The 19,889-nt window shown below is 32.0% G+C and carries 19 protein-coding genes, 3 pseudogenes and 1 riboswitch; of the genes and pseudogenes, 16 read left to right on the forward strand and 6 right to left on the reverse strand.

The features are described from left to right. Positions 1 to 74 precede the first annotated feature (74 nt). From MKX31_RS11020 to MKX31_RS11045, 6 genes are all read left to right on the forward strand, one after another. Positions 75 to 1,289 (forward strand): cytochrome P450, encoded by a 1,215-nt coding sequence (locus MKX31_RS11020; RefSeq protein WP_064475359.1) that lies wholly within the window; start codon positions 75 to 77, stop codon positions 1,287 to 1,289. Between the two features lie 112 nt (positions 1,290 to 1,401). Continuing rightward, positions 1,402 to 1,980: a cysteine dioxygenase family protein gene (locus tag MKX31_RS11025; protein ID WP_064475360.1), complete on the forward strand. Its 579-nt coding sequence runs from the start codon at positions 1,402 to 1,404 to the stop codon at positions 1,978 to 1,980. 177 nt (positions 1,981 to 2,157) lie between these two features. Further along, positions 2,158 to 3,009 (forward strand): Cof-type HAD-IIB family hydrolase, encoded by an 852-nt coding sequence (locus MKX31_RS11030; protein ID WP_064475361.1) that lies wholly within the window; start codon positions 2,158 to 2,160, stop codon positions 3,007 to 3,009. A gap of 456 nt (positions 3,010 to 3,465) precedes the next feature. Continuing rightward, the gene (locus tag MKX31_RS11035; protein WP_064475362.1) at positions 3,466 to 5,253 is read left to right on the forward strand and encodes a PAS domain-containing sensor histidine kinase; all 1,788 of its coding nucleotides are present in this window, start codon (positions 3,466 to 3,468) and stop codon (positions 5,251 to 5,253) included. 222 nt (positions 5,254 to 5,475) lie between these two features. Further along, on the forward strand, positions 5,476 to 7,602 hold the full coding sequence (locus tag MKX31_RS11040) for a peptidoglycan D,D-transpeptidase FtsI family protein (protein WP_064475363.1): 2,127 nt from the start codon (positions 5,476 to 5,478) through the stop codon (positions 7,600 to 7,602). Between the two features lie 338 nt (positions 7,603 to 7,940). Next, entirely contained in the window at positions 7,941 to 9,119 is a 1,179-nt protein-coding gene (locus tag MKX31_RS11045) for a macrolide family glycosyltransferase (RefSeq protein WP_064475364.1), read from the forward strand. Between the two features lie 49 nt (positions 9,120 to 9,168). Here the strand turns inward: MKX31_RS11045 and MKX31_RS11050 are convergent, their stop codons facing one another. Next, positions 9,169 to 9,849 (reverse strand): aspartate/glutamate racemase family protein, encoded by a 681-nt coding sequence (locus MKX31_RS11050; protein WP_064475365.1) that lies wholly within the window; start codon positions 9,847 to 9,849, stop codon positions 9,169 to 9,171. Positions 9,850 to 10,002: 153 nt separating this feature from the next. Next, positions 10,003 to 10,118, forward strand: a riboswitch (SAM riboswitch). A gap of 139 nt (positions 10,119 to 10,257) precedes the next feature. Here MKX31_RS11050 and MKX31_RS11055 point away from each other — a divergent pair. The 4 genes from MKX31_RS11055 (at position 10,258) to MKX31_RS11070 (ending at position 13,556) form a co-directional block, all read left to right on the forward strand. After that, complete coding sequence (locus MKX31_RS11055; RefSeq protein ID WP_340980821.1) at positions 10,258 to 10,806, forward strand: ECF-type riboflavin transporter substrate-binding protein; 549 nt, start codon at positions 10,258 to 10,260, stop codon at positions 10,804 to 10,806. Positions 10,807 to 10,816: 10 nt separating this feature from the next. Then, positions 10,817 to 12,520 carry an ABC transporter ATP-binding protein gene (locus tag MKX31_RS11060; RefSeq protein WP_064475366.1) on the forward strand — a complete coding sequence of 568 codons (1,704 nt, stop codon included), beginning with the start codon at positions 10,817 to 10,819 and terminating at the stop codon, positions 12,518 to 12,520. Continuing rightward, a complete protein-coding gene (locus tag MKX31_RS11065; RefSeq protein ID WP_064475367.1) occupies positions 12,513 to 13,313 on the forward strand; it encodes an energy-coupling factor transporter transmembrane component T family protein in 801 nt (266 codons plus the stop codon). The genes MKX31_RS11060 and MKX31_RS11065 overlap by 8 nt, the downstream gene beginning before the upstream one ends. Before the next feature lie 135 nt (positions 13,314 to 13,448). Beyond that, the gene (locus MKX31_RS11070; RefSeq protein WP_000120182.1) at positions 13,449 to 13,556 is read left to right on the forward strand and encodes a YjcZ family sporulation protein; all 108 of its coding nucleotides are present in this window, start codon (positions 13,449 to 13,451) and stop codon (positions 13,554 to 13,556) included. Between the two features lie 92 nt (positions 13,557 to 13,648). Here the strand turns inward: MKX31_RS11070 and MKX31_RS11075 are convergent, their stop codons facing one another. From MKX31_RS11075 to MKX31_RS29270, 3 genes are all read right to left on the reverse strand, one after another. Further along, positions 13,649 to 14,917 (reverse strand): sensor histidine kinase, encoded by a 1,269-nt coding sequence (locus MKX31_RS11075; RefSeq protein WP_064475368.1) that lies wholly within the window; start codon positions 14,915 to 14,917, stop codon positions 13,649 to 13,651. A gap of 125 nt (positions 14,918 to 15,042) precedes the next feature. Beyond that, on the reverse strand, positions 15,043 to 15,585 hold the full coding sequence (locus tag MKX31_RS29265) for a site-specific integrase (protein ID WP_372584339.1): 543 nt from the start codon (positions 15,583 to 15,585) through the stop codon (positions 15,043 to 15,045). Beyond that, positions 15,512 to 16,153 carry an Arm DNA-binding domain-containing protein gene (locus tag MKX31_RS29270; protein WP_373696158.1) on the reverse strand — a complete coding sequence of 214 codons (642 nt, stop codon included), beginning with the start codon at positions 16,151 to 16,153 and terminating at the stop codon, positions 15,512 to 15,514. Before MKX31_RS29270 ends, MKX31_RS29265 begins: the two co-directional genes overlap by 74 nt. 235 nt (positions 16,154 to 16,388) lie before the next feature. Between MKX31_RS29270 and MKX31_RS11085 the strand changes: the two genes are divergently transcribed. The 5 genes and pseudogenes from MKX31_RS11085 to MKX31_RS11105 form a co-directional block, all read left to right on the forward strand. Next, positions 16,389 to 16,850 carry a hypothetical protein gene (locus MKX31_RS11085; protein WP_340980824.1) on the forward strand — a complete coding sequence of 154 codons (462 nt, stop codon included), beginning with the start codon at positions 16,389 to 16,391 and terminating at the stop codon, positions 16,848 to 16,850. After that, positions 16,843 to 17,202, forward strand: a complete 360-nt coding sequence (locus MKX31_RS11090) for an IDEAL domain-containing protein (RefSeq protein ID WP_340980825.1) — start codon at positions 16,843 to 16,845, stop codon at positions 17,200 to 17,202. Before MKX31_RS11085 ends, MKX31_RS11090 begins: the two co-directional genes overlap by 8 nt. A 15-nt stretch (positions 17,203 to 17,217) precedes the next feature. After that, a complete protein-coding gene (locus MKX31_RS11095) occupies positions 17,218 to 17,664 on the forward strand; it encodes an MFS transporter (protein ID WP_340980826.1) in 447 nt (148 codons plus the stop codon). Positions 17,665 to 18,225: 561 nt separating this feature from the next. Then, positions 18,226 to 18,390: pseudogene (locus tag MKX31_RS11100) on the forward strand (dUTP diphosphatase); the annotation flags it as partial. Positions 18,391 to 18,392: 2 nt separating this feature from the next. Continuing rightward, positions 18,393 to 18,566 (forward strand): annotated as a pseudogene (locus MKX31_RS11105) (N-acetylmuramoyl-L-alanine amidase C-terminal domain-containing protein); the annotation flags it as partial. Here the strand turns inward: MKX31_RS11105 and MKX31_RS11110 are convergent. Beyond that, positions 18,547 to 18,983 (reverse strand): annotated as a pseudogene (locus MKX31_RS11110) (restriction endonuclease). The pseudogenes MKX31_RS11105 and MKX31_RS11110 sit on opposite strands and share 20 nt — an antisense overlap. Before the next feature lie 121 nt (positions 18,984 to 19,104). Here MKX31_RS11110 and MKX31_RS11115 point away from each other — a divergent pair. Further along, positions 19,105 to 19,554, forward strand: coding sequence for a hypothetical protein (locus MKX31_RS11115; protein WP_064475373.1), 450 nt, complete (start codon positions 19,105 to 19,107; stop codon positions 19,552 to 19,554). 25 nt (positions 19,555 to 19,579) lie between these two features. On the opposite strand, the gene MKX31_RS11120 is transcribed toward MKX31_RS11115, so the two are convergent. Then, positions 19,580 to 19,777 carry a helix-turn-helix transcriptional regulator gene (locus MKX31_RS11120; protein WP_340980828.1) on the reverse strand — a complete coding sequence of 66 codons (198 nt, stop codon included), beginning with the start codon at positions 19,775 to 19,777 and terminating at the stop codon, positions 19,580 to 19,582. Positions 19,778 to 19,889 lie beyond the last annotated feature (112 nt).

Below are 19,889 nucleotides of genomic sequence, written 5' to 3' on the forward strand. Positions count from 1 at the left end.
ACATATGTTAGATTATACAACTTTGAACTGCCGACCTATCACTTTTATTGTAAAAGAAAAGGGAGGAAAGAACTATGGCTTCGCCGGAAAATGTGATTTTAGTTCATGAAATTTCAAAGCTGAAAACAAAAGAAGAATTGTGGAATCCGTATGAATGGTATCAATTTATGAGGGATAATCATCCGGTTCATTATGATGAGGAGCAGGATGTATGGAATGTTTTTTTATACGATGATGTAAATCGAGTTTTATCGGATTATCGCTTATTTTCAAGTAGAAGGGAGCGAAGGCAATTCTCAATCCCTCCTTTAGAAACTAGGATAAATATAAACTCTACTGATCCACCAGAACATCGCAATGTACGTTCTATCGTTTCTAAAGCATTTACTCCAAGAAGTTTAGAACAATGGAAACCTCGAATACAGGCTATCGCAAATGAACTTGTACAACATATTGGAAAATATAGTGAGGTTAATATCGTTGAAGAGTTTGCTGCACCTTTACCTGTTACTGTCATATCCGATTTATTAGGAGTACCAATAACTGACCGTAAAAAAATTAAAGAATGGTCTGATATTTTATTTATGCCATATAGTAAAGAAAAATTTAACGATTTGGATGTAGAAAAAGGAGTTGCGTTAAATGAATTTAAAGCATATCTTCTTCCAATTGTTCAAAATAAAAGATATCATTTAACCGACGATATTATCTCAGATTTAATACGAGCTGAATATGAAGGTGAAAGATTAACCGATGAAGAAATTGTTACTTTTTCTTTAGGTTTATTAGCGGCTGGTAATGAAACAACTACAAATTTAATTATTAATAGCTTCTATTGTTTTTTAGTGGACTCGCCTGGAACATATAAAGAATTAAGGGAATCACCTAAATTAATTTCAAAAGCGATTGAGGAAGTATTACGCTATCGCTTTCCCGTTACATTAGCTAGGAGGATTACAGAGGACACAAATATATTTGGACCTTTTATGAAAAAGGATCAAATGATTGTTGCATGGGTAAGTGCAGCAAATGTAGATGAGAAAAAATTCTTACAAGCTTCTGAATTTAATTTACACAGAATAGGAAATGAAAAGCATTTAACCTTTGGTAAAGGACCTCACTTTTGCTTAGGGGCACCACTTGCACGTTTAGAAGCTGAAATTGCATTAACTACCTTTATAAATGTCTTTGAAAAAATAGAGTTATCTCCATCGTTCAATTTAGAAAAATGTATATTGGAAAATGAACAAACATTAAAATACTTACCTATTCTTTTGAAAACTAGGTAAGACGTTGAGCAAGGTGCAATGTATTGTACCTTGTTTTTTATTTCTCAATTGTAAAATTTTAGTGTGTTTTATAGTATGGAAGTGTGTGAAAGAAGAGTAGAGGAGGATACTTATGTTAACGTGTAATGGAAGCAAAACGTTTCAAGTATTTATTAAAGCTGTAACCGATTTAATAGATAGTAATTTATCCGAAGAGAAAATGGTTTGTGCAATTGAAAAATTACTAGGAAAACTATTAGAAAAGAAAAGATGGCTTCCGTTAGAGAAACAGAAGGTGAATTCGACTCAATATGCACGACACTTGCTATATGAAGATCCTTTAAAGCGTTTTGAAGTATTAGCTCTTGTATGGAAAGATGGTCAATCTACACCTTTACATGATCACGATGGCACATGGGGAGTAGAAGGCGTTTTTACAGGAAGAATAATGGTGCAGAACTTTATACAAACTAAGCAGCTTGAAAATTCACTTGTTTATTTAAGGCATACAGGAAATCTTTATTTGGGAGAAGGTGAAACAGATAAAGTCATTCCACCAACTGATTGTCATATTCTTGAAATAGAAGAAAATGAAAGCGTCATCACTATACATATTTACGGAAAACGTTTAGAAAAGTTTAAAGTATATGTTCCAACTGAAGAAAAAAATGTGTATATGTGTGAGACAAAATATATTAGTTATAGTTCATAGTTTAAAATCAAAAGCTTTTCTTTAAAAAGAAAAGCTTTTGATTTTATTTTTAATTATTTCTTGACCTGAAACGCTTTTCATAAATTATAAATAAAGGGTACTTCACGAAATCAGTATGAAAACGATACCTTTCGTTCAATATAAATTCGTGTATATATAGAAAGTGGTGAAGAAATAATGAAATTAATCGCAATTGATTTAGATGGAACTCTTCTTTCGGGGAATAAAATGATTAGTAAAGAGAATGCAGAAGCAATTCGAAAATGTCAGGAAGCGGGTCATGTTGTAGCAATTTGTACAGGACGTTCTATCGTTGACATTGAAAGATTGTTGTTAGAAGTTAATTTAGAGTGTCCAATTATTGCGGAAAATGGTGCGCTTATATATAAAGATAATAAAATGATGAAGAGATATCCAATTCAAAATATGCAAGCACTTGAGATTGTGAATTATCTTGAAGAGAATGGCTTATATTATCAGCTTTATACTAATAAAGGTGTGTACGTACCGGATTATGGAGTAGAGAGTGTACGTAATGAAATCGAGTATGTGAAAAATTCAAAAGAAAATTTCGACTTGAAAGAATTAGAAACTATCGCAGCTTTATACCTGGAGCATACAGCGTTTCATAGTGCAGAAAGTTGTAAACCGATTGTAGAAACAGATATACATGTGCATAAACTTTTACCATTTTCTTATGACATAGAAAAATTAAAAAAATTAAAAGAAACGTTTCTGCATAATACTGATTTAGCAATTACATCTTCATATTGGCATAATTTAGAGATTAATCATCGAGATGCTCAAAAAGGAAATGGATTATATACTTTAGCAGAACACCTGAATATTCCAGTCGAAAATACTGTAGCGATTGGTGATGGGCTAAACGATGTTTCCATGATGGAAAAAGCGAACATATCAATTGCAATGGGGAATGCTGTGGAAGAAATAAAAGCGATGTGTCAATACGAAACCTTATCAAATGAAGAACACGGTGTTGCACATGCTTTATATAAATATGTAATGTAATATAAAAAGAAAAAAAGAATCCAAATAGATTCTTTTTTTCTTTTTATTAGGGGTAAGGTATTCTATGAGATTCATAGAAGCCTTATTACATTTTATTATATAGAATATATTGGAATAAATGTTTATATTTTTCATATTAATTGTGAAAATTTTATGAACTTTATATTTTTTGTATTTTTATACTACTACAAGCGATATGAATAATGCTATTGTCATAGTTAAATCTATGCATGAGGGCGCGTTATCGGTTGCTTGTCAAATTAAAATTGGTGTTTGATGGAATACATAATGATTAAAGTTTCATTTTATACGTAAATTCTTCTCTTTTTTAATTGAAAAATAAAATTTGTTCGAATAATTATTCTGCAGCTATATACCTAAAGGCACATTCTTCGTATAATGGAGAAGTATAAATTTTGAATTTGTATTAATTTTACATATTGAGGTGAAAAAGGAATGAATGCGCGGCTAATGGAACTTATTGATGTGAGTACAATAGAAACCATGGCAGAACAGTTTTATAAATTAACCAACATATCACATCAACTTCTTGATGCTGAAAAAGAATGTATATTTTCTTTTGGAATAAATGAGATGAAAATATGTAAACTTCCCAAAATTGAAATCCCCATTTTTTTATACAATCAACATTTAGGATCTTTTGTAGTATGGTCAAACAAAATTGACATTTTCAATTGTCAAAAATACTTTGAAATGCTTTCAAATCTAATTATAGATGGGGCGACAAAAGTATTTCAAAGTAAAAATACAACGTTACTTTCTCGAAAAGAGGAGGAACTGCATACGATTTTACAAAACATGCCTGTTATGGTTGATGCGCTTGATTATAATGGAGATTTTGTTTTGTGGAATCGGGAGTGTGAAATTGTAACAGGTTATACCGCTGAAGAAATAATAGGAAATCCAAATGCCCTTCAATTATTGTACCCAGATCATAATTATCGTCACCAAATACAAACGAAATTTTTAACTTGCGGAAAAAATTTCAGGGATTGGGAAATGCACTTAACATGTAAAAATGGTGAAATCAAAACAATCATGTGGTCCAATATATCAGAACAGTTTCCTGTAACAGGATATAGCTACTGGGCTGTCGGAGTAGATATTACACATTTAAAAGCGATAGAAGAGCAGTTAAAACAACAAACGTCTGAATTGGAATTAATTTTTAAGGCTTTACCAGATTTATGTTTCTTAACAGAAGATGATGGCACAATTATAGATTATAAAGCAGGATCCCCTTCGAAATTTTATGTACCGGCACAAGCTTTTATGGGAAAAAAGTTTTTCGAAGTATTACCATCTCCAGTAGCACAGCAGTTTCAGGAAGCAATTCATCAAGTGAAGGAAAAAGGAACGAATGTAATTGTTGAATATCCACTTACAATTAATAGGAGTATCGATTTCTTTGAAGCTAGATGCTTACCATTATTACAAGATAAAATTATGATCATTGTACGCGATATTACAGAACGGAAAAAGACAGAAGAATTGCTAAATAAATCAGATACACTTGCAGCAATTGGTCAATTAGCAGCTGGTGTGGCTCATGAAGTGAGGAACCCATTAACTGTCATTAAAGGGTTTATACAGTTATTTCAAATTAATAAAGAAGATCAAGAAAAATATTTTGATTTAATGCTTTCTGAAATTGAAAGAATAGAAGCGATTCTTCAAGAGTTTTTATCAATTGCTAAAACAGATGAGATAAATACAGAACAAAAAAATATTTATCAAATTTATAATAATGTCGTATCGTTAATGAATACAAAAGCAATTATGACGAATATTCAAGTGGAACTATATGCAGACACCAAAGACATAAGCATTGAATGCTCAGAAAATCAATTGAAACAAGTGTTTATTAATATTTTGCAAAATTCAATCGAAGCTATGCCAAATGGCGGGAAAATTACAATTCATATTAAAGAGATAAACGATGAAGGTGTCATTATTCATGTAATTGATGAAGGAATAGGGATACCTGAAGATAGAATTAAGAGATTAGGTGAGCCTTTTTATAGTACAAAAGAAAAAGGTACCGGTATCGGATTAATGTTAAGTTATAAAATCATTGAAAGTCATCAAGGGAATATAAGTATTATGAGTGAAGTTGGAGTCGGGACAACAGTAACGATTTACTTGCCGAAAGCTCAGAGTGAAAAATCTCTATCAAATTATGATGATAGATTCGAATCAATACGTCCAATTATTAACTCTTAAATTACTAAATCCCCAATAACCAAAAGTTAAGCTTTCGGTTATTGGGGATTTTTATATTTAATTTAGTAAACTTTACCTTTTCTTAACCTTTGTTTTAATTTTTATTAAGTTTTTATCAGTATATTAATATTTGTGCAAAGTACTGTATAGAAAATGTGCATTACTTTTAATATATAGATTCAATTATTATTAGGAATTCTGTAAGGAGGAGATTATGACAAGGTGACAAAGCATGAGAAAAAAAGTGGTAGAGCAATACCGACGCGGTTAAATATTTTATTTCTTTGTGTATTTTTATTATTTTCTGCAATGATTATACAGTTAGGTAAAGTGCAAATTTTCGATGGAGAGACTTATAAAAATGAAGTAGAAAAGAGAGAAAATGCAACTGTGAGTCTATCTGTCCCACGTGGAAAAATATTTGATCGAGAAGGGAATCCAGTTGTTGATAATACATCTTTACGCACGATCACGTACACAAAGATGAAAGGTGTAAAATCAGAAGATATATTAAAAACCGCAAGACAACTTGTAGACATAATTGAAATGCCGCAAGAAGATATAGATAAGTTAAATGAGACAGATAAGAAAGATTTTTGGATGCAATTAAATCCGAAACTGGCTGAAAATCTAGTATCGAAAAAAGAAATAGATACATTTAGAGAAAAGGATATTAGCGGCAAGAAGCTAGATAAAAAAATAGAAGAGTTAAAAAGAAAACGGGTTACAGATAAAAATCTTCAGGAATTAACAGAGAAAGATATAAAAGTGTTAGCTATTAAAAGTAAGATGACTTCTGGTTATCAAATGGCCCCTCAAATTATTAAAAAAGATGTTAGTGAAAAGGAATTTACTATAATTAGTGAAGGTTTAGCGAATCTCCCAGGTGTAGACGTATCGGTGGATTGGGAGAGAGTGTACGTAAATGATGGATTATTCCGATCTGTTCTTGGAAATGTTTCTAATTCCGATGAAGGATTACCAAGCGAACGATTAGATTACTACTTGGTACGTGATTATAGCCGAAATGATAGGGTTGGAAAAAGTTATATCGAGCAGCAATATGAAGATGTACTTCATGGTACAAAAAAAGAAGTAAGAAGCGTTGCAGATAAACAAGGTAATACAATTAGAACGGAAACCGTTTCTGAGGGAAAGAGCGGTAAGAATTTAACTTTAACAATAGATATGGAATTACAGAAGAAAGTAGAAGAAAGTATTGAAAAAATATTAAAGGCATATAAAGGGTCAGAATCCATGTTGGACCGTGCTTTCGTTGTGATGATGAATCCGAAAAACGGACAAGTATTATCCATGGCCGGGAAAAGACTTGTAGAAAAAGACGGAAAAACAGAAGTTGAAGACTATGCATTAGGCACAATGACTAGTTCTTATGAGCTTGGATCAACAGTTAAAGGTGCGACAGTTTTAACTGGATTTGAAACGAACGCTATAACACCAGGTACTTATTTTTATGATGCACCTATGAAGTTTAAAGGAACTAAGGAAAAAAAGTCTTGGAAAGAGTTTGGAAATATTGATGATTTAAGAGCGTTACAAGTCTCTTCAAACGTTTATATGTTTAATACAGCATTAAAAATTGCAGGTGTAGATTATGTAAAAAATAGTTCATTGAATATTAAACAGGAGTACTTTGATAAAATGAGGTATTATTTCAGGCAATTTGGATTAGGTGTTCCAACGGGTATTGATTTACCGAATGAAACAGCTGGACAAATTGGTAAAAAAGATAATCAACCTGGTTTCTTACTAGACTACTCAATTGGTCAGTATGACACCTATACGCCACTTCAGCTTGTACAGTATATTTCAACAATCGCAAACGGTGGATATCGAATGAAGCCACAAATTGTTCAAGAGGTAAGAGAGCAAACGTCGCAAAAAGATGAGATTGGTAAAGTGGTGCATGCAGTAGAACCAATCGTTTTAAATAAGATAGATATGAAAGAGGAATATATAAATCAAGTAAAAGAAGGATTTAGAAGGGTATTCCAGGAAGGTGATGGAACAGGAGTAAGGGCGTTCCAAAAAGCATCTTATAAGCCAGCAGGTAAAACAGGGACAGCACAGACAGTATACGGTGGAGAAAGTGATATTGGAAGAAATGAAAAAGGTGAGCGAAGAGAATGTTATAATTTAACGTTAGCAGGATATGCGCCGTATGATAATCCTGAAGTAGCATTCTCTGTAGTTGTGCCGTGGGTTATTAATGATAAATCTGGTATTAACTCTGATATTGGAAAAGAAGTTTTAGATGCTTATTTTGAATTAAAAAATAAGCGATTGACTGGAGAAACTACAAAAATAGATAGCTCTCAAGAAGGTTAAAACATATGAAATGTTATAGAAACTAGAGTCGTCTTATTTATGAATAGATTCAAAATGGATGATAGAGAAGGATAAAATCATTCTATCAACTATGCACACTTTATAAAATAAAACATATATTGATAGCATAGGACAAGCTGAAAAGCTTATTCTAACCTCACAGAACACTCCTTATCACGGTTAGGCATCTACTTATGTAGATGCCTTTTTTAATTTATTAACTGACAATTATTTATCAATCTAAAGTAGTAAGTATATTAGGACTATTAGGGGAAGATGGACGGTAATAATTACAGTATGATTAATAAGAGTATTGAAATGTAAGGAGTGAGAAATAAGTGCTAAATATTTTAGTGGTTAATTTTCCAGCAGAGGGACATGTAAATCCTACATTACGTTTAGTCAAAGCTTTTACTGAACGGGGTGATCACGTACATTATATTACAACAGAACACTTTAAAAGCAGAATTGAAGATTTGGGAGCAACTGTATATACTCATCCAGATTTATTAAAGGAGATTTCTATTGATACTGAAACCTCACATGGGCGGAATTCTTTCTTTCATGTACATGTTCAAACTTCTTTATATATATTAGAAATTACGAAACAATTATGTGAGAGCATCAATTTTGATTTCGTAATTTACGATATATTTGGTGCTGGAGAGTTAGTAAAGGAGTATTTACAAATTCCAGGCGTACTTTCTTCTCCTATATTTTTAATTCCTCCAGAATTTTTGGAGACTTTACCTTTTCATCCAAATGCAGAAATACAATTCCGACCCGATGAGTTTTCTGGAAATTTACTACGTCAAATGGAACATGAATTTGGAGTAAAGCTTAAAAATAATCTTCAATTTATGCATAACAAGGGAGATATTACTCTTGTGTACACAAGTCGCTATTTTCAACCTAATAGCGATTTATTTGGAAGAAATAACATTTTTATTGGTCCTAGTATTTCAAAGCGTAAAACAAATGTAGAGTTTCCATTTGAATTGCTTAAAGGTAAGAAAGTTATATATATTTCAATGGGAACACTGCTTGAGGGGCTCGAACCATTCTTTAATACGTGCATTGATACTTTCTCTGATTTTGATGGAATAGTTGTAATGGCAATTGGTGATAGAAATGATCGTTCTAAAATTAAGAAAGCGCCAGACAATTTTATAATTGCTTCATACGTACCCCAATCAGAAATATTAAGTGAAGCAGATGTTTTTATTACACATGGTGGCATGAACAGCGTACACGATGCTATTTATTTTAATGTCCCATTTGTTATAATTCCACACGATAAAGACCAGCCAATGATAGCACAAAGATTAACTGAACTTGAAGCAGCACATCGATTATTGAAAGAACATGTTAATGTGCAAACTTTAAATGAAGCGGTAACAGACGTTCTTTCAAATGAAAAGTATAAACATGGTATACGAAAACTGAATGATAGTTTTTTAGAATGTGGTGGTACTAAAGAAGCAATTGCAGTTATAAAATCTCTTTTAAATAAATAGTTTGGACAATATAAAAGCATAGAGGATTAACCTTTATGCTTTTATATTATTATACTGCAAACTGCACAGCAGTATTTGCATGTAAAAGCGCGGTATCAAAAACAGGTACAGTAAGGTCGTTTTGGGAAATGAGCAATGGTATTTCAGTGCATCCTAGCAATATACCTTCTGCGCCGTTTTGAATTAATGAGTTTGTAATTTGTAAAAGTTTTTCTTTTGATGTTTCTGAAATAATTCCTTTACTTAATTCATTTAAAATAACATGATGAATAAAATTTCTTTCCTCTTCATTTGGGATGATTGTCTCAATATTAAAATTTGCTAGACGTGATTTATAGAAGTCTTGTTCCATCGTTTGTTTCGTACCCAATAGTCCGATACGCTTTATATTCTGTTCTACCATTTCTTTAGCACTTACATCACCAATGTGAAGAAGTGGAATAGATATTGCATTTTCTACTTCTTCAGCAAATAAATGGACCGTATTGGAACACATTAATAAACAATCAGCTCCGGATTTTTCAACCTTTTTTGCAACTGTGACTAATTCGTTTTTCACTTCTTCGTATTGATGATTTTGTAATAAAGTAGTTACTTCACCAAAGTCCATGCTATATAAAACAAGCTTTGCATTTTGATCATGTTGAGAGAGTGTAAGTGTATTAATATGTTTATAGTATAACGATGTAGATTCCCAACTTAGTCCACCAATTAAACCGATTACTTTCATCGTACATTCCTCCCGTAACTATTTTGAATTTATTATTTCACAATTCCGATAAGAATACAATGATTTAAATGTACCGTTAAACAAAAAATAAAAATAATTAGAAAAGTGTTGAAATTTATACTTGTTAGTGCCATAATACGAATTACAAATTAATACTTATCCAGAGAGGTGGAGGGAACGGCCCTATGAAACCTCAGCAACCCCTATATAACTTTATAGGAAGGTGCTAATTCCGCAGAGGACACAATGTGTTTTTTGGAAGATAAGAGGATTCTTGAACGTAAAAGAAAATGACCTCTTATGTAAGAGGTCATTTTTTGTTGTATAGAAAGGGAGTGTTGATGCATAATTCATTTTCAAAATAAATATAGAGTAATAAAAGTTGACTAATATAGGAGGGGAATTGTAATGAACAAATTATCAACAAAGTTAGTAGTAGCAATCGGAATTGGAGCAGCATTATACGGGATATTAGGACTTTGGGGATTTTCTATTGCACCAAATACATTTATTAAACCTGCATTAGCTATTTTAACCGTTTTTGGAGCGTTATTTGGTCCAGTGGCAGGACTTTTAATAGGACTTATCGGTCATACCGTAACAGATACAATCGCTGGATGGGGTATTTGGTGGGGGTGGGTTATTAGTTCAGGCATTATCGGCTTTGCAATGGGACTCATTCAAAAAAGAGTTAGCTTTAGTGTGAAAAACGGGACGTATAATAAGCGGGATATTTCTTATTTAGCCATTACTGGGTTAATTGGTATTGTCATCGCTATTATATTTGCTGGGGCATTTGATGTTATTGTGATGGGAGAACCATTTGACAAAATTGTTATACAAGTAATAGGAGCAACAATTGCTGATGTTATTGTATTTCTAGTTCTTGGATTGCCAATTACAATAGGTCTAGCTAAATCTAATAAGAAACATACACATTTAAAAATTGAAAAGTAGGGATGTTAACATGAAACCAATCATTTCTTTTGAACAATTCAGCTTTCAATATGAACATGCTGCGCAGCCTACTGTAAAAAACATTACATTTCATATATACCCTGGAGAAAAAGTACTAATTGCTGGACGAAGTGGTTCAGGGAAGTCAACGTTAGCTCATTGTATAAATGGGCTAATCCCGTTTTCTTATGAAGGGATTAGTACTGGTAATATTTTAATTGCCGGAAAAGACCCGAGGAAAGAGAGTGTTTTTGAACAGAGTAAACAGGTAGGAACAATTTTGCAAGATCAAGATGCTCAATTTATTGGTCTTACAGTAGAAGAGGATGTAGCTTTTTATTTAGAAAATGAATGTGTGGTTCAAGATGATATGAAAAAGATTGTTTCGGACTCATTAAAAAAAGTAAAGATGCATGATTTTCATAAACAAAGTCCACATGAATTATCGGGAGGGCAAAAACAAACTGTTTCTTTAGCAGGTTTGTTAACAACAAATGTTGATATATTATTGTTCGATGAACCGTTAGCAAATTTAGATTCAGCAAGTAGTTTACATACGATAGAACTTATTAAAGGTATACATAAACAATATAATAAAACAATTGTAATTATTGAACATCGAATAGAAGAAATGTTAAACCTGGATTTAGATAAAATCATTTTAATGGATGAAGGAGAAATTGTTGCAATAGGGACACCAGAAGAAATTTTAGCGTCAAATATTTTACCATCTATCGGCTTAAGAGAGCCTATGTACATAGAAGTATTAAAGAAATTACAGTTTGATAGCAATCAGGACGTAATATACTACCCACTTCAAAATCTTCAAAGGGAAAGTGTTCGTAGCATAATAAATGAGTGGATGGAGAAGCAAGTTTCTTGTAAAGGTACTCCTACAAAAAAAGAATTATTGAAAGTAGAGAATTTGTCATTCTCCTATCCTAATAAACAAAAAGTATTGGACAATGTAAATTTCTCCATATATGAAGGCGAAATTGTAGCACTTTTGGGCCATAATGGAGCCGGTAAATCAACATTAGCTCATAGTCTTATAGGCATAAACAAAACAAAAAATGATAGGATTGTATTTGATGAAGTAAATATCAATTCTTGGTCTATTCGTAAACGTGGAGAGATTATATCTTATGTGATGCAAAATCCAAATCATATGATTACACAACCTACTGTTATAGAAGAGGTTTCATTTTCATTAAAATTAAAAAAGGTTTCAAAGGAAGAAATTAAGCTTAGAGCAGAAGAAACATTAAAACTTTGTGGTTTGTATCCACTTCGAAATTGGCCAATTCAGGCATTAAGTTATGGACAAAAGAAGAGAGTAACGATTGCATCTGTACTAATAGCAAATCCGAAACTTATCATATTAGATGAACCGACAGCGGGACAAGATTATTATCATTATAAACAGTTTATGTCGTTTATTAGAAAACTAGCTGTAAAGGGAATATCTTTTATTTTTATTACACATGATATGAATCTCGCTTTAGAATATGCAGACAGAGCAATTGTTCTAGATGAAGGGGAAATTATTGCGAATAATTCCGCGCCCATTGTATTAGGGGATACAGAAACGCTACAAAGGGCGAACCTAAGGGAAAGTTCTTTATTCAAACTAGTTAAATTTAGTGGAATTTCATATTCTGAAAGGTTTATGGAACATTATTTTGAGGATATTAGGAGGGAGGAAGGTGTATAGTACATATTTTCATCGCATGGATGGAGCAGTGAAATTGTTGTTATTTATTTTTTGTATGACACTTACTTTTTTGTTTTTCGATTTTCGTATATTGCTATTTATATTTATAATTGGATGTATCGGACTATTTATTGCTAAAATTCCATTTCGTAAAATTTGCATTGTTTTTACTGTTATATTTACATTTAGTTTATTAAATTCTGTCATGATTTTATTTATTACACCAACTCATGGATCTGAATTAACCGAATCATATACTTCGTTTTTACATATCGGATATGCAACAATTACATATGAAACATTATTTTATGCAGCTACACTTTCATTAAAATATTTTACGTTATTACCATTTACACTTATTTTTATATATACGACTGATCCAAGCAAATTTGTGAGTAGCTTAAGTAAATTTCGAATTCATTATAAGATTACATATGCAATAAATATTGCATTACGTTACATACCTGATATTCAGTCCGAATATAAAGTTATTAAACATGCGCAAGAGGCGAGAGGAGTAGCTTTTGAAAAAGGAGAAGCAAGTTTATGGATTCGTATGAAAAACCGTGTCTTAATTTTTTGGCCTTTAATTATTCATTCACTAGATAGAATCGATACAGTTTCAAATGCAATGGATTTAAGAGGATTTGGAAAGAAGAATACACGAACTTGGTTTTATACAAATAAAGCGAAAAGCGGGGATTTCATTGCTTTATTTGTAGGTGTTTTTATTTTAATTGTTGCAGTGTATTTAAAGTTACATGTATTTCAAAACTTTTGGTATCCATTTTAAAGCACTCTTAAATGAGTGCTTTTACTTATTTTTATGTGGACATGCTCAAAAAAGGGATATTTACATAATGTATAATACGAACCAGTTAAAATGATCAACTACCTATTAGTTTTCAAACCAAAAGGAGGAGAAAATATGAGTTACGGTGGTTCTTGTGGTTTTGGTGGAGGTTTCGCGTTATTAGTTGTGTTATTTATTTTATTAATTATCGTTGGATGCAGCTGCTGGGGCGGAGGGTACTAATTTCTAATTAGTCTCCACAAATGTAAACTTAAAAAACATAGAAGATACTTATGTATCGAAACAAATAAAAAAGGAGCAATTATGCTCCTTTTTTATTTGTTTTCAGATGAGTTCATATTACATTTCGGCAATGTAATTGTCAAAGTTGTACCTTTATTAATAACGCTTCGGATTTTCAAACTACCTTGCATCGTTTCAATGATCTTAACAGCAACCATTGTACCTAAACCTGTACCTTTTGTTTTTGTACTAAAATATGGTTCACCAAATCGATTTACTTGCTCTTGTGACATACCAATTCCGCTATCCTCAATTAGAATAATAACTTTATTATTACTAATAGATGAGGAGATATGTAAAGTACCACCATTAGGCATTGCTTCAATCCCATTTTTTATTAAGTTTAAAAAACATTGTTGAAAGTGCTGTTTATTGCCTACAATTGTTGCCGTGGAAAAATCTTTTGTAATATGTATTGTATTCATATTACATAATGGTAAGATCATATTAATAACTCGGTTCAATTCTTGTTCTACTGAAATATGATCTGATTTTTCTGAAGCAGGTTTGGCAAACGTTAAATAATCATCAATAATTCCTTGTGCACGATGTAATTCTTCAAGTATATGTTCAATATACTCGTCTCTTGATTCTGGAGTTAAATTAGGTGTTTTTAAAAGTTGAGTAAATCCTTTTACGACAGTTAAGGGATTTCTTACTTCGTGCGATATACTAGCAGCAAGTTGGCTGACAATCTCCATTTTTTCCATTTTAATGATCTTCGATCGCATACATACTGCATCTTTTAAAACTTCATTAAAATAAATGACAAACAACATCAAAATGGTTGGTAATATTATGAAATAAATAATGTACAAATTATTCACTTCAAAATCTGATAAAGTTAATACAATTACAGTTGTAAATATTGCTAGAAAAAATGTTAAAAACATTCCATAAGCTACTTTAATTTTTCTATTATACTTATTAAATTTTGCGGATGCGAATGCTGTAACGATAAACATTGTGCCATAAACTATTATTGTTAACATACTAAATCCATAAAATGAAAATCTTGTAATTAATAAAATAGCAAACAAAATGATACCAACAGGGAAGCCACCATAAAGTGTGCCTATTATAACTGGTATTTGTCTTAAATCATGAATACAATTTTCATCCATATAGATTGGATAGCGCATACATAAAATAAGAGGGATACTCGTACAAAGGATAATAAGTAGCTTTTTATATTTCTTTAAATAGCGTCCGCTATCATATATAAAATAAAAAATAAATATACTACTTAAAATGTAAAGAAGATTATTTAATACGTTTTGATTAATATAAACAAAGTTCATAATATTTTCCTCGTTATTTTGAATTTCCATTTTATATGTATTATACATGATAACATGTATTAAGCTGAACGAACCTTGATAATAAAGGTTTTGTTTGGATTTTTATTGCAAATTGCAAACATTAGCTAACCAAAGATACTTTTACCAAAATTTTTTACTGCTTCTTCTTGCATATTCGGTAAAACATGAGAATAAATTCTAAGCGTTAATGAAATATCTGTATGACCTAATCTCTCACTGATAATTTTAGGATTAACTCCTTGTTTCAATAATAAAGTTGCGTGTGTATGTCTTAAATCATGAATTTTAATTTTTTTCACTGCTGCATTTTTTATTTCTTTATAAAATTTTAACCTGAAAGTATTTCTGTATAAAACCTCACCAGATTTATTACAATTAATTAAATTAAAATCTTGATAAGCAGAACCCATTCGTAATTTCTCTTTATTAATTTGAATTCGATGTTTTTTTGCTGCTTCTATTGTTTCTACAGGAACAGGGATTGTACGGTTTGATGCACTTGTTTTCGCGGTGTTTTTAATTTTATCATCACCACCAACAGTTTGATTGATGGTAACTGTATGATTTTCAAAATCAACATCCTGCCAACGTAAACCTAAAACTTCTCCAAGACGCATCCCTGTAGTAATTACTAATAAGTAAGCAATGTGATATCGTGAGTCTTGTGAATGTAATAGAAATCTTTTTACTTCTTCCTCCGTCCAAGTCTGGATGGGGCTTTTTTCTTTTTTTGGGTAACTCAACAAATTGAGCGGGATTTCTAGAAATAATATTTTGTTTTACTGCTAGATTTAAAGCTGTTTTTAGTACTCGATGCAATTGGATTAAGGAATTATTTGAAATACCAGTATCTAATGCTGATTTATAGCATTTTTGAATGTGCATAACATTTAATTTATGAAGTGCAATCATTCCTATACTCGGTATAACATGATGGGTTACATTGTTATAATAAGAAACGTAGCTATTTCTTTCTAAACTCATCCTTTTAATTTCTAACCACTGAACCAGATAGTCTTTTAAAGTAAGCTTAGACGGCTCCACAAAAATCCCTTCATTTAACTCCGTAATCTTTTTCGCCACATCTTTTTCGGCTTCTTTTTTTGTCTTATAACCAGAAAACCACTTCTGTCTTCTTTTTCCTGCCTCTGGATCAGGATCGATATCAATAATGATACAGTAATTATTTCCTCTTTTTCGAATATGTCCTTTCACTTAATACACTCCTTCATTTTGTTTTGAATCATGTTGTATAAGTCTAGTTGTAATTTTGCTGCTATGAAAATTACATGTTTGGACATATCAGCGATAGATACATTTTACCATATATGAACAAATTCAGTTATAGGGTATGATTGTCAGATAATACTAATTTCATCTTTGCAATATACAGAAAATTCGATAATATAATCGATGGAATTATAAAGCGATTCAAGGGGGAGGAAGAAAGATGAAAAAGTTATTAGCAGTATTTTTCGCACTAGCATTAGCATTTACGGCTATTGGTTCTACACCAGCTATGGCAGCGGGGAATTCTGATGCAAGAATTGTAACTTATGTCGGAGTACTACAGAACTATATTTATGGTAAAAAGCCACTATTCAATAGTCCAAGTGATCCAACAGTAGTAGGGTATGTAGCTAATCAATATGTAACAATAAAGCAACCATGGTTTATTGTTAATACATCTTTAGGGGAAAAATGGATGGGATTCAATCAATGGGAAGTTTCACTATGGCGTGATTTTGATGCAGGTGTGGGACGTTTATATGTAGACGGAAAAGTGGCAATACGTAATGATCCGGGCTCTCAACCAGTAGGTTATGTTGCTAATCAAAACGTTACAGTAAAACAAGCTTGGTATTTAATTAATACATCTTTAGGACAAAAATGGATAGGTTATAATGTGTAAAAAAGCGCTCATTATGAGTGCTTTTTTATTTGTATATATTGAGATTTCAGCAGGATTTTCAGGAGGCAACACGTTCGCATTTTATAAACCGAATCTAACTGGTACGGAAGGAATAGCTGCATATAACCATTTCAATGCGAACGATGTTCCAATTTATATTCAAATCAATTTCAAAGGTAAATACAAGGAGCCTTTATACATGGAAGTACTTGAAGATGGTGACTGTTCACTTGAAACACATATCGACGGGGAAGATCATGATGAAATTGATCAGTTAATTAAATATAACCTCATCGACCATGCATTAGACACAAGAAACGAAGAATTGTTCCATAAGTTAATTGTAAATTAAGGGGAAGGTGGAAGGATGGCGGTCCTTTACAAATTCAAACTCACAACCATTTTCGAACACTGGCCAAATGAAGAATTTGTAGTAGCAGAAACCGAAGGAAAAGCAAGATTCCTATATTGGCAAAAGTTCAGAACAAAGTTTCTAACAATGCCGATGGTTGAATTTATGAAGTTTGTAAAGTGTGAGAACGAGGGTGTATTTGATATCAAGCGCATGTACAGCGCGGAGAAAGCTTTTAAGAAAATGCAGAATTTCCGCAACCTCCATTTTGCTTATATGGGTATGCGAGTAAACGTAGCTGGCATATGGGGTACGATCGTTGGAAACTGGAAAACTAATTTGTTTGTTTTGTTCGATGGGGAAATTGAGAGGCATAACTGCCATCCTCATTGGGAAATTGCTTACTATGATGATGAGGGCAATGTGGTTCGAAACTACCAGAAGGGAGAGTATGCGGTATAAGTAAAAAAGGACGAGCAGTCGTACCTGCCGTCCTTTATAGGAGAAAAATTATTCTGGATTAGAACTACGAATAACCAGAAAACGCGCTTTAAAACAGTGTTGTCAAAGATGTAATAATCTATGCAACAAAAAAGCTTAGTCGGAATTCAAAACACCAAATGGCTTGCATTGGTAACAGGCTCAAAAGTAGTATATGTAAAATGAAAAATTTCATACAAAAAGCAGACAACATTTTCGGTTGTCTGCCAGTTAGCCGAATGAGTTAGCTAATTGTGATATATTGCATTCCCATTACGAGAAGAGTGAAGCTGCTAGTTCAAACAGCTTGTTGGTATTATTTTCGATATTTTTAAAAATATACAGTAAGAATTAGAAAAGTTATGAACCAATCTGCCTCTTACTGTAAAGAGAAGGAAGTACCAGCCGTGGATTAAGCGGCTTGAAAATAGTATGTATTGATTTTTGAAAAATATTCAAGGGGTGAAGAAACATGGAATATTTAATAAATGGTGTTTATGAAATTACATTATTGATCAGTGAAGCGAAAGGGAGAAGAGAATAATGAATATCGTAAAATTACGTGGATTACAAAGGATACTTGATAATCGAATTATTAAACAACACGGTTTAGAAGGTCAAAACTTAGTTAGTAATTTAATTTTGGCGCTACAGGTTGAAATCGCTGAATTAGCGAACGAGACACGTTGTTTTAAACATTGGAGTAATCATATGAGGTTCAAGATGCTATGCAAGCTTTAACAACTGTTAAAATGACAGCGAACTTCAAATTACAATCTGATGGCTTAACGTATTTTGTTTCTGAGCCAACGTCAGATACACAACTTAATGCGATGAAAAGATACCTTGACCGTAAATTAATAATTACGGTTTCATCATGTTAATAAGAGCGTCACCATCTACTAACTCAATATTTTTATTCGCAGCGTATTGCCTTGCGTTCTTATTAAATTTACTAAGTGTAACAAAGTATCCTCCAACTGCATCACCATCAATAATAGCGCTATGTAACTTTTGAATGTACGGTCTTCCAATAGATTCCTTTGTATATCTTTTCACTTCAACAAATTTCACTTCATCGTCTTTCCAAAGGATAATGTCTTTTCCGCCATCATTTGAGCCAGGTGTAACTTGTGCTCGATACCCAAGAGAATTAAATAAGTCAGCGATTGCTCTAGATATTCACGATTAGCCTGCTCTCTCAATTGGTTCATACGAATCTCCTCTTCTGAGACTTGTGGTGCTTTAAGGATTATTCCTAATGCAAAAACGATGACTAATGAAAGGATAGCCCAAATCATAGAATTCACCTCAGTATGAGTATGTCCTAAATGAGATTAATTAAAATTCTTGTAGTCACTAATTTTGTTTTATGCTAAAATCCATTGGGTATTTATTATTAATAATTATTTTGGAGGATTTATGAGCAATCAGAACGACAACAAGACAAGCAGTGTTAAAGCAGTCCCAGTAATAATTTTGGGATTATTCTTACCAATCTTTCTTCCGGCTTTATTAATGTTGGGGCTAGGGAAATGGATGCCGAATGAAATTCAATATTCAGGAATAATGTCATTATTCATTTTATCTATTGAAATGTTTATAATAGCGGCTCTTTTTACGAAGATTTTAAGTTTGGTTGGCTTGTCTGAAAAGAAGTTAGATGAGTTAGGCTTTTTAGGGTTTACAATATCAATGGTTACTTCATTTTTAGCAATATACGTAGGGTATTTTTGGATGACCAAAAGTGGTTTATCATCAGTTGAATTAACGTCGAAAGGTATCTTAGTTATTGCTATTGTTGCAACTATTATTTTAGCAATTTTATTAAAAGTTTTAGAAAGAATGGAAAAAAATGAAGTGAAACAGTGAAAAAGACGGTGTATACCGTCTTTTTTTATTTTATATCTTCTTCGATCCAAATTTCTTCTAATTTCATTTCCAGTGCACGAGCAATACGATATGCAACAGGCAAGGTTGGAAGTCCCCCTTTTATTAAATTCGTCATTGCCGAATTACTTATATTCGCTTTCTTTGCGATATATCCATATTTGATGCCTTTTTCATCAAGAATTTGTTTTAATTGACTTGGCATAATTTCCACATCCATTTTAAATTTTTGCTTGTCCATTTAAATATTTTGAGAATGGACAGGCAAAATCCTTCTTTCTAGGTCATATACCTATATCAAAACCACGAGGAATACC

The sequence above is a fragment of the Bacillus sp. FSL M8-0063 genome (assembly GCF_038005545.1).
Classification (GTDB): Bacteria; Bacillota; Bacilli; order Bacillales; family Bacillaceae_G; genus Bacillus_A; species Bacillus_A wiedmannii.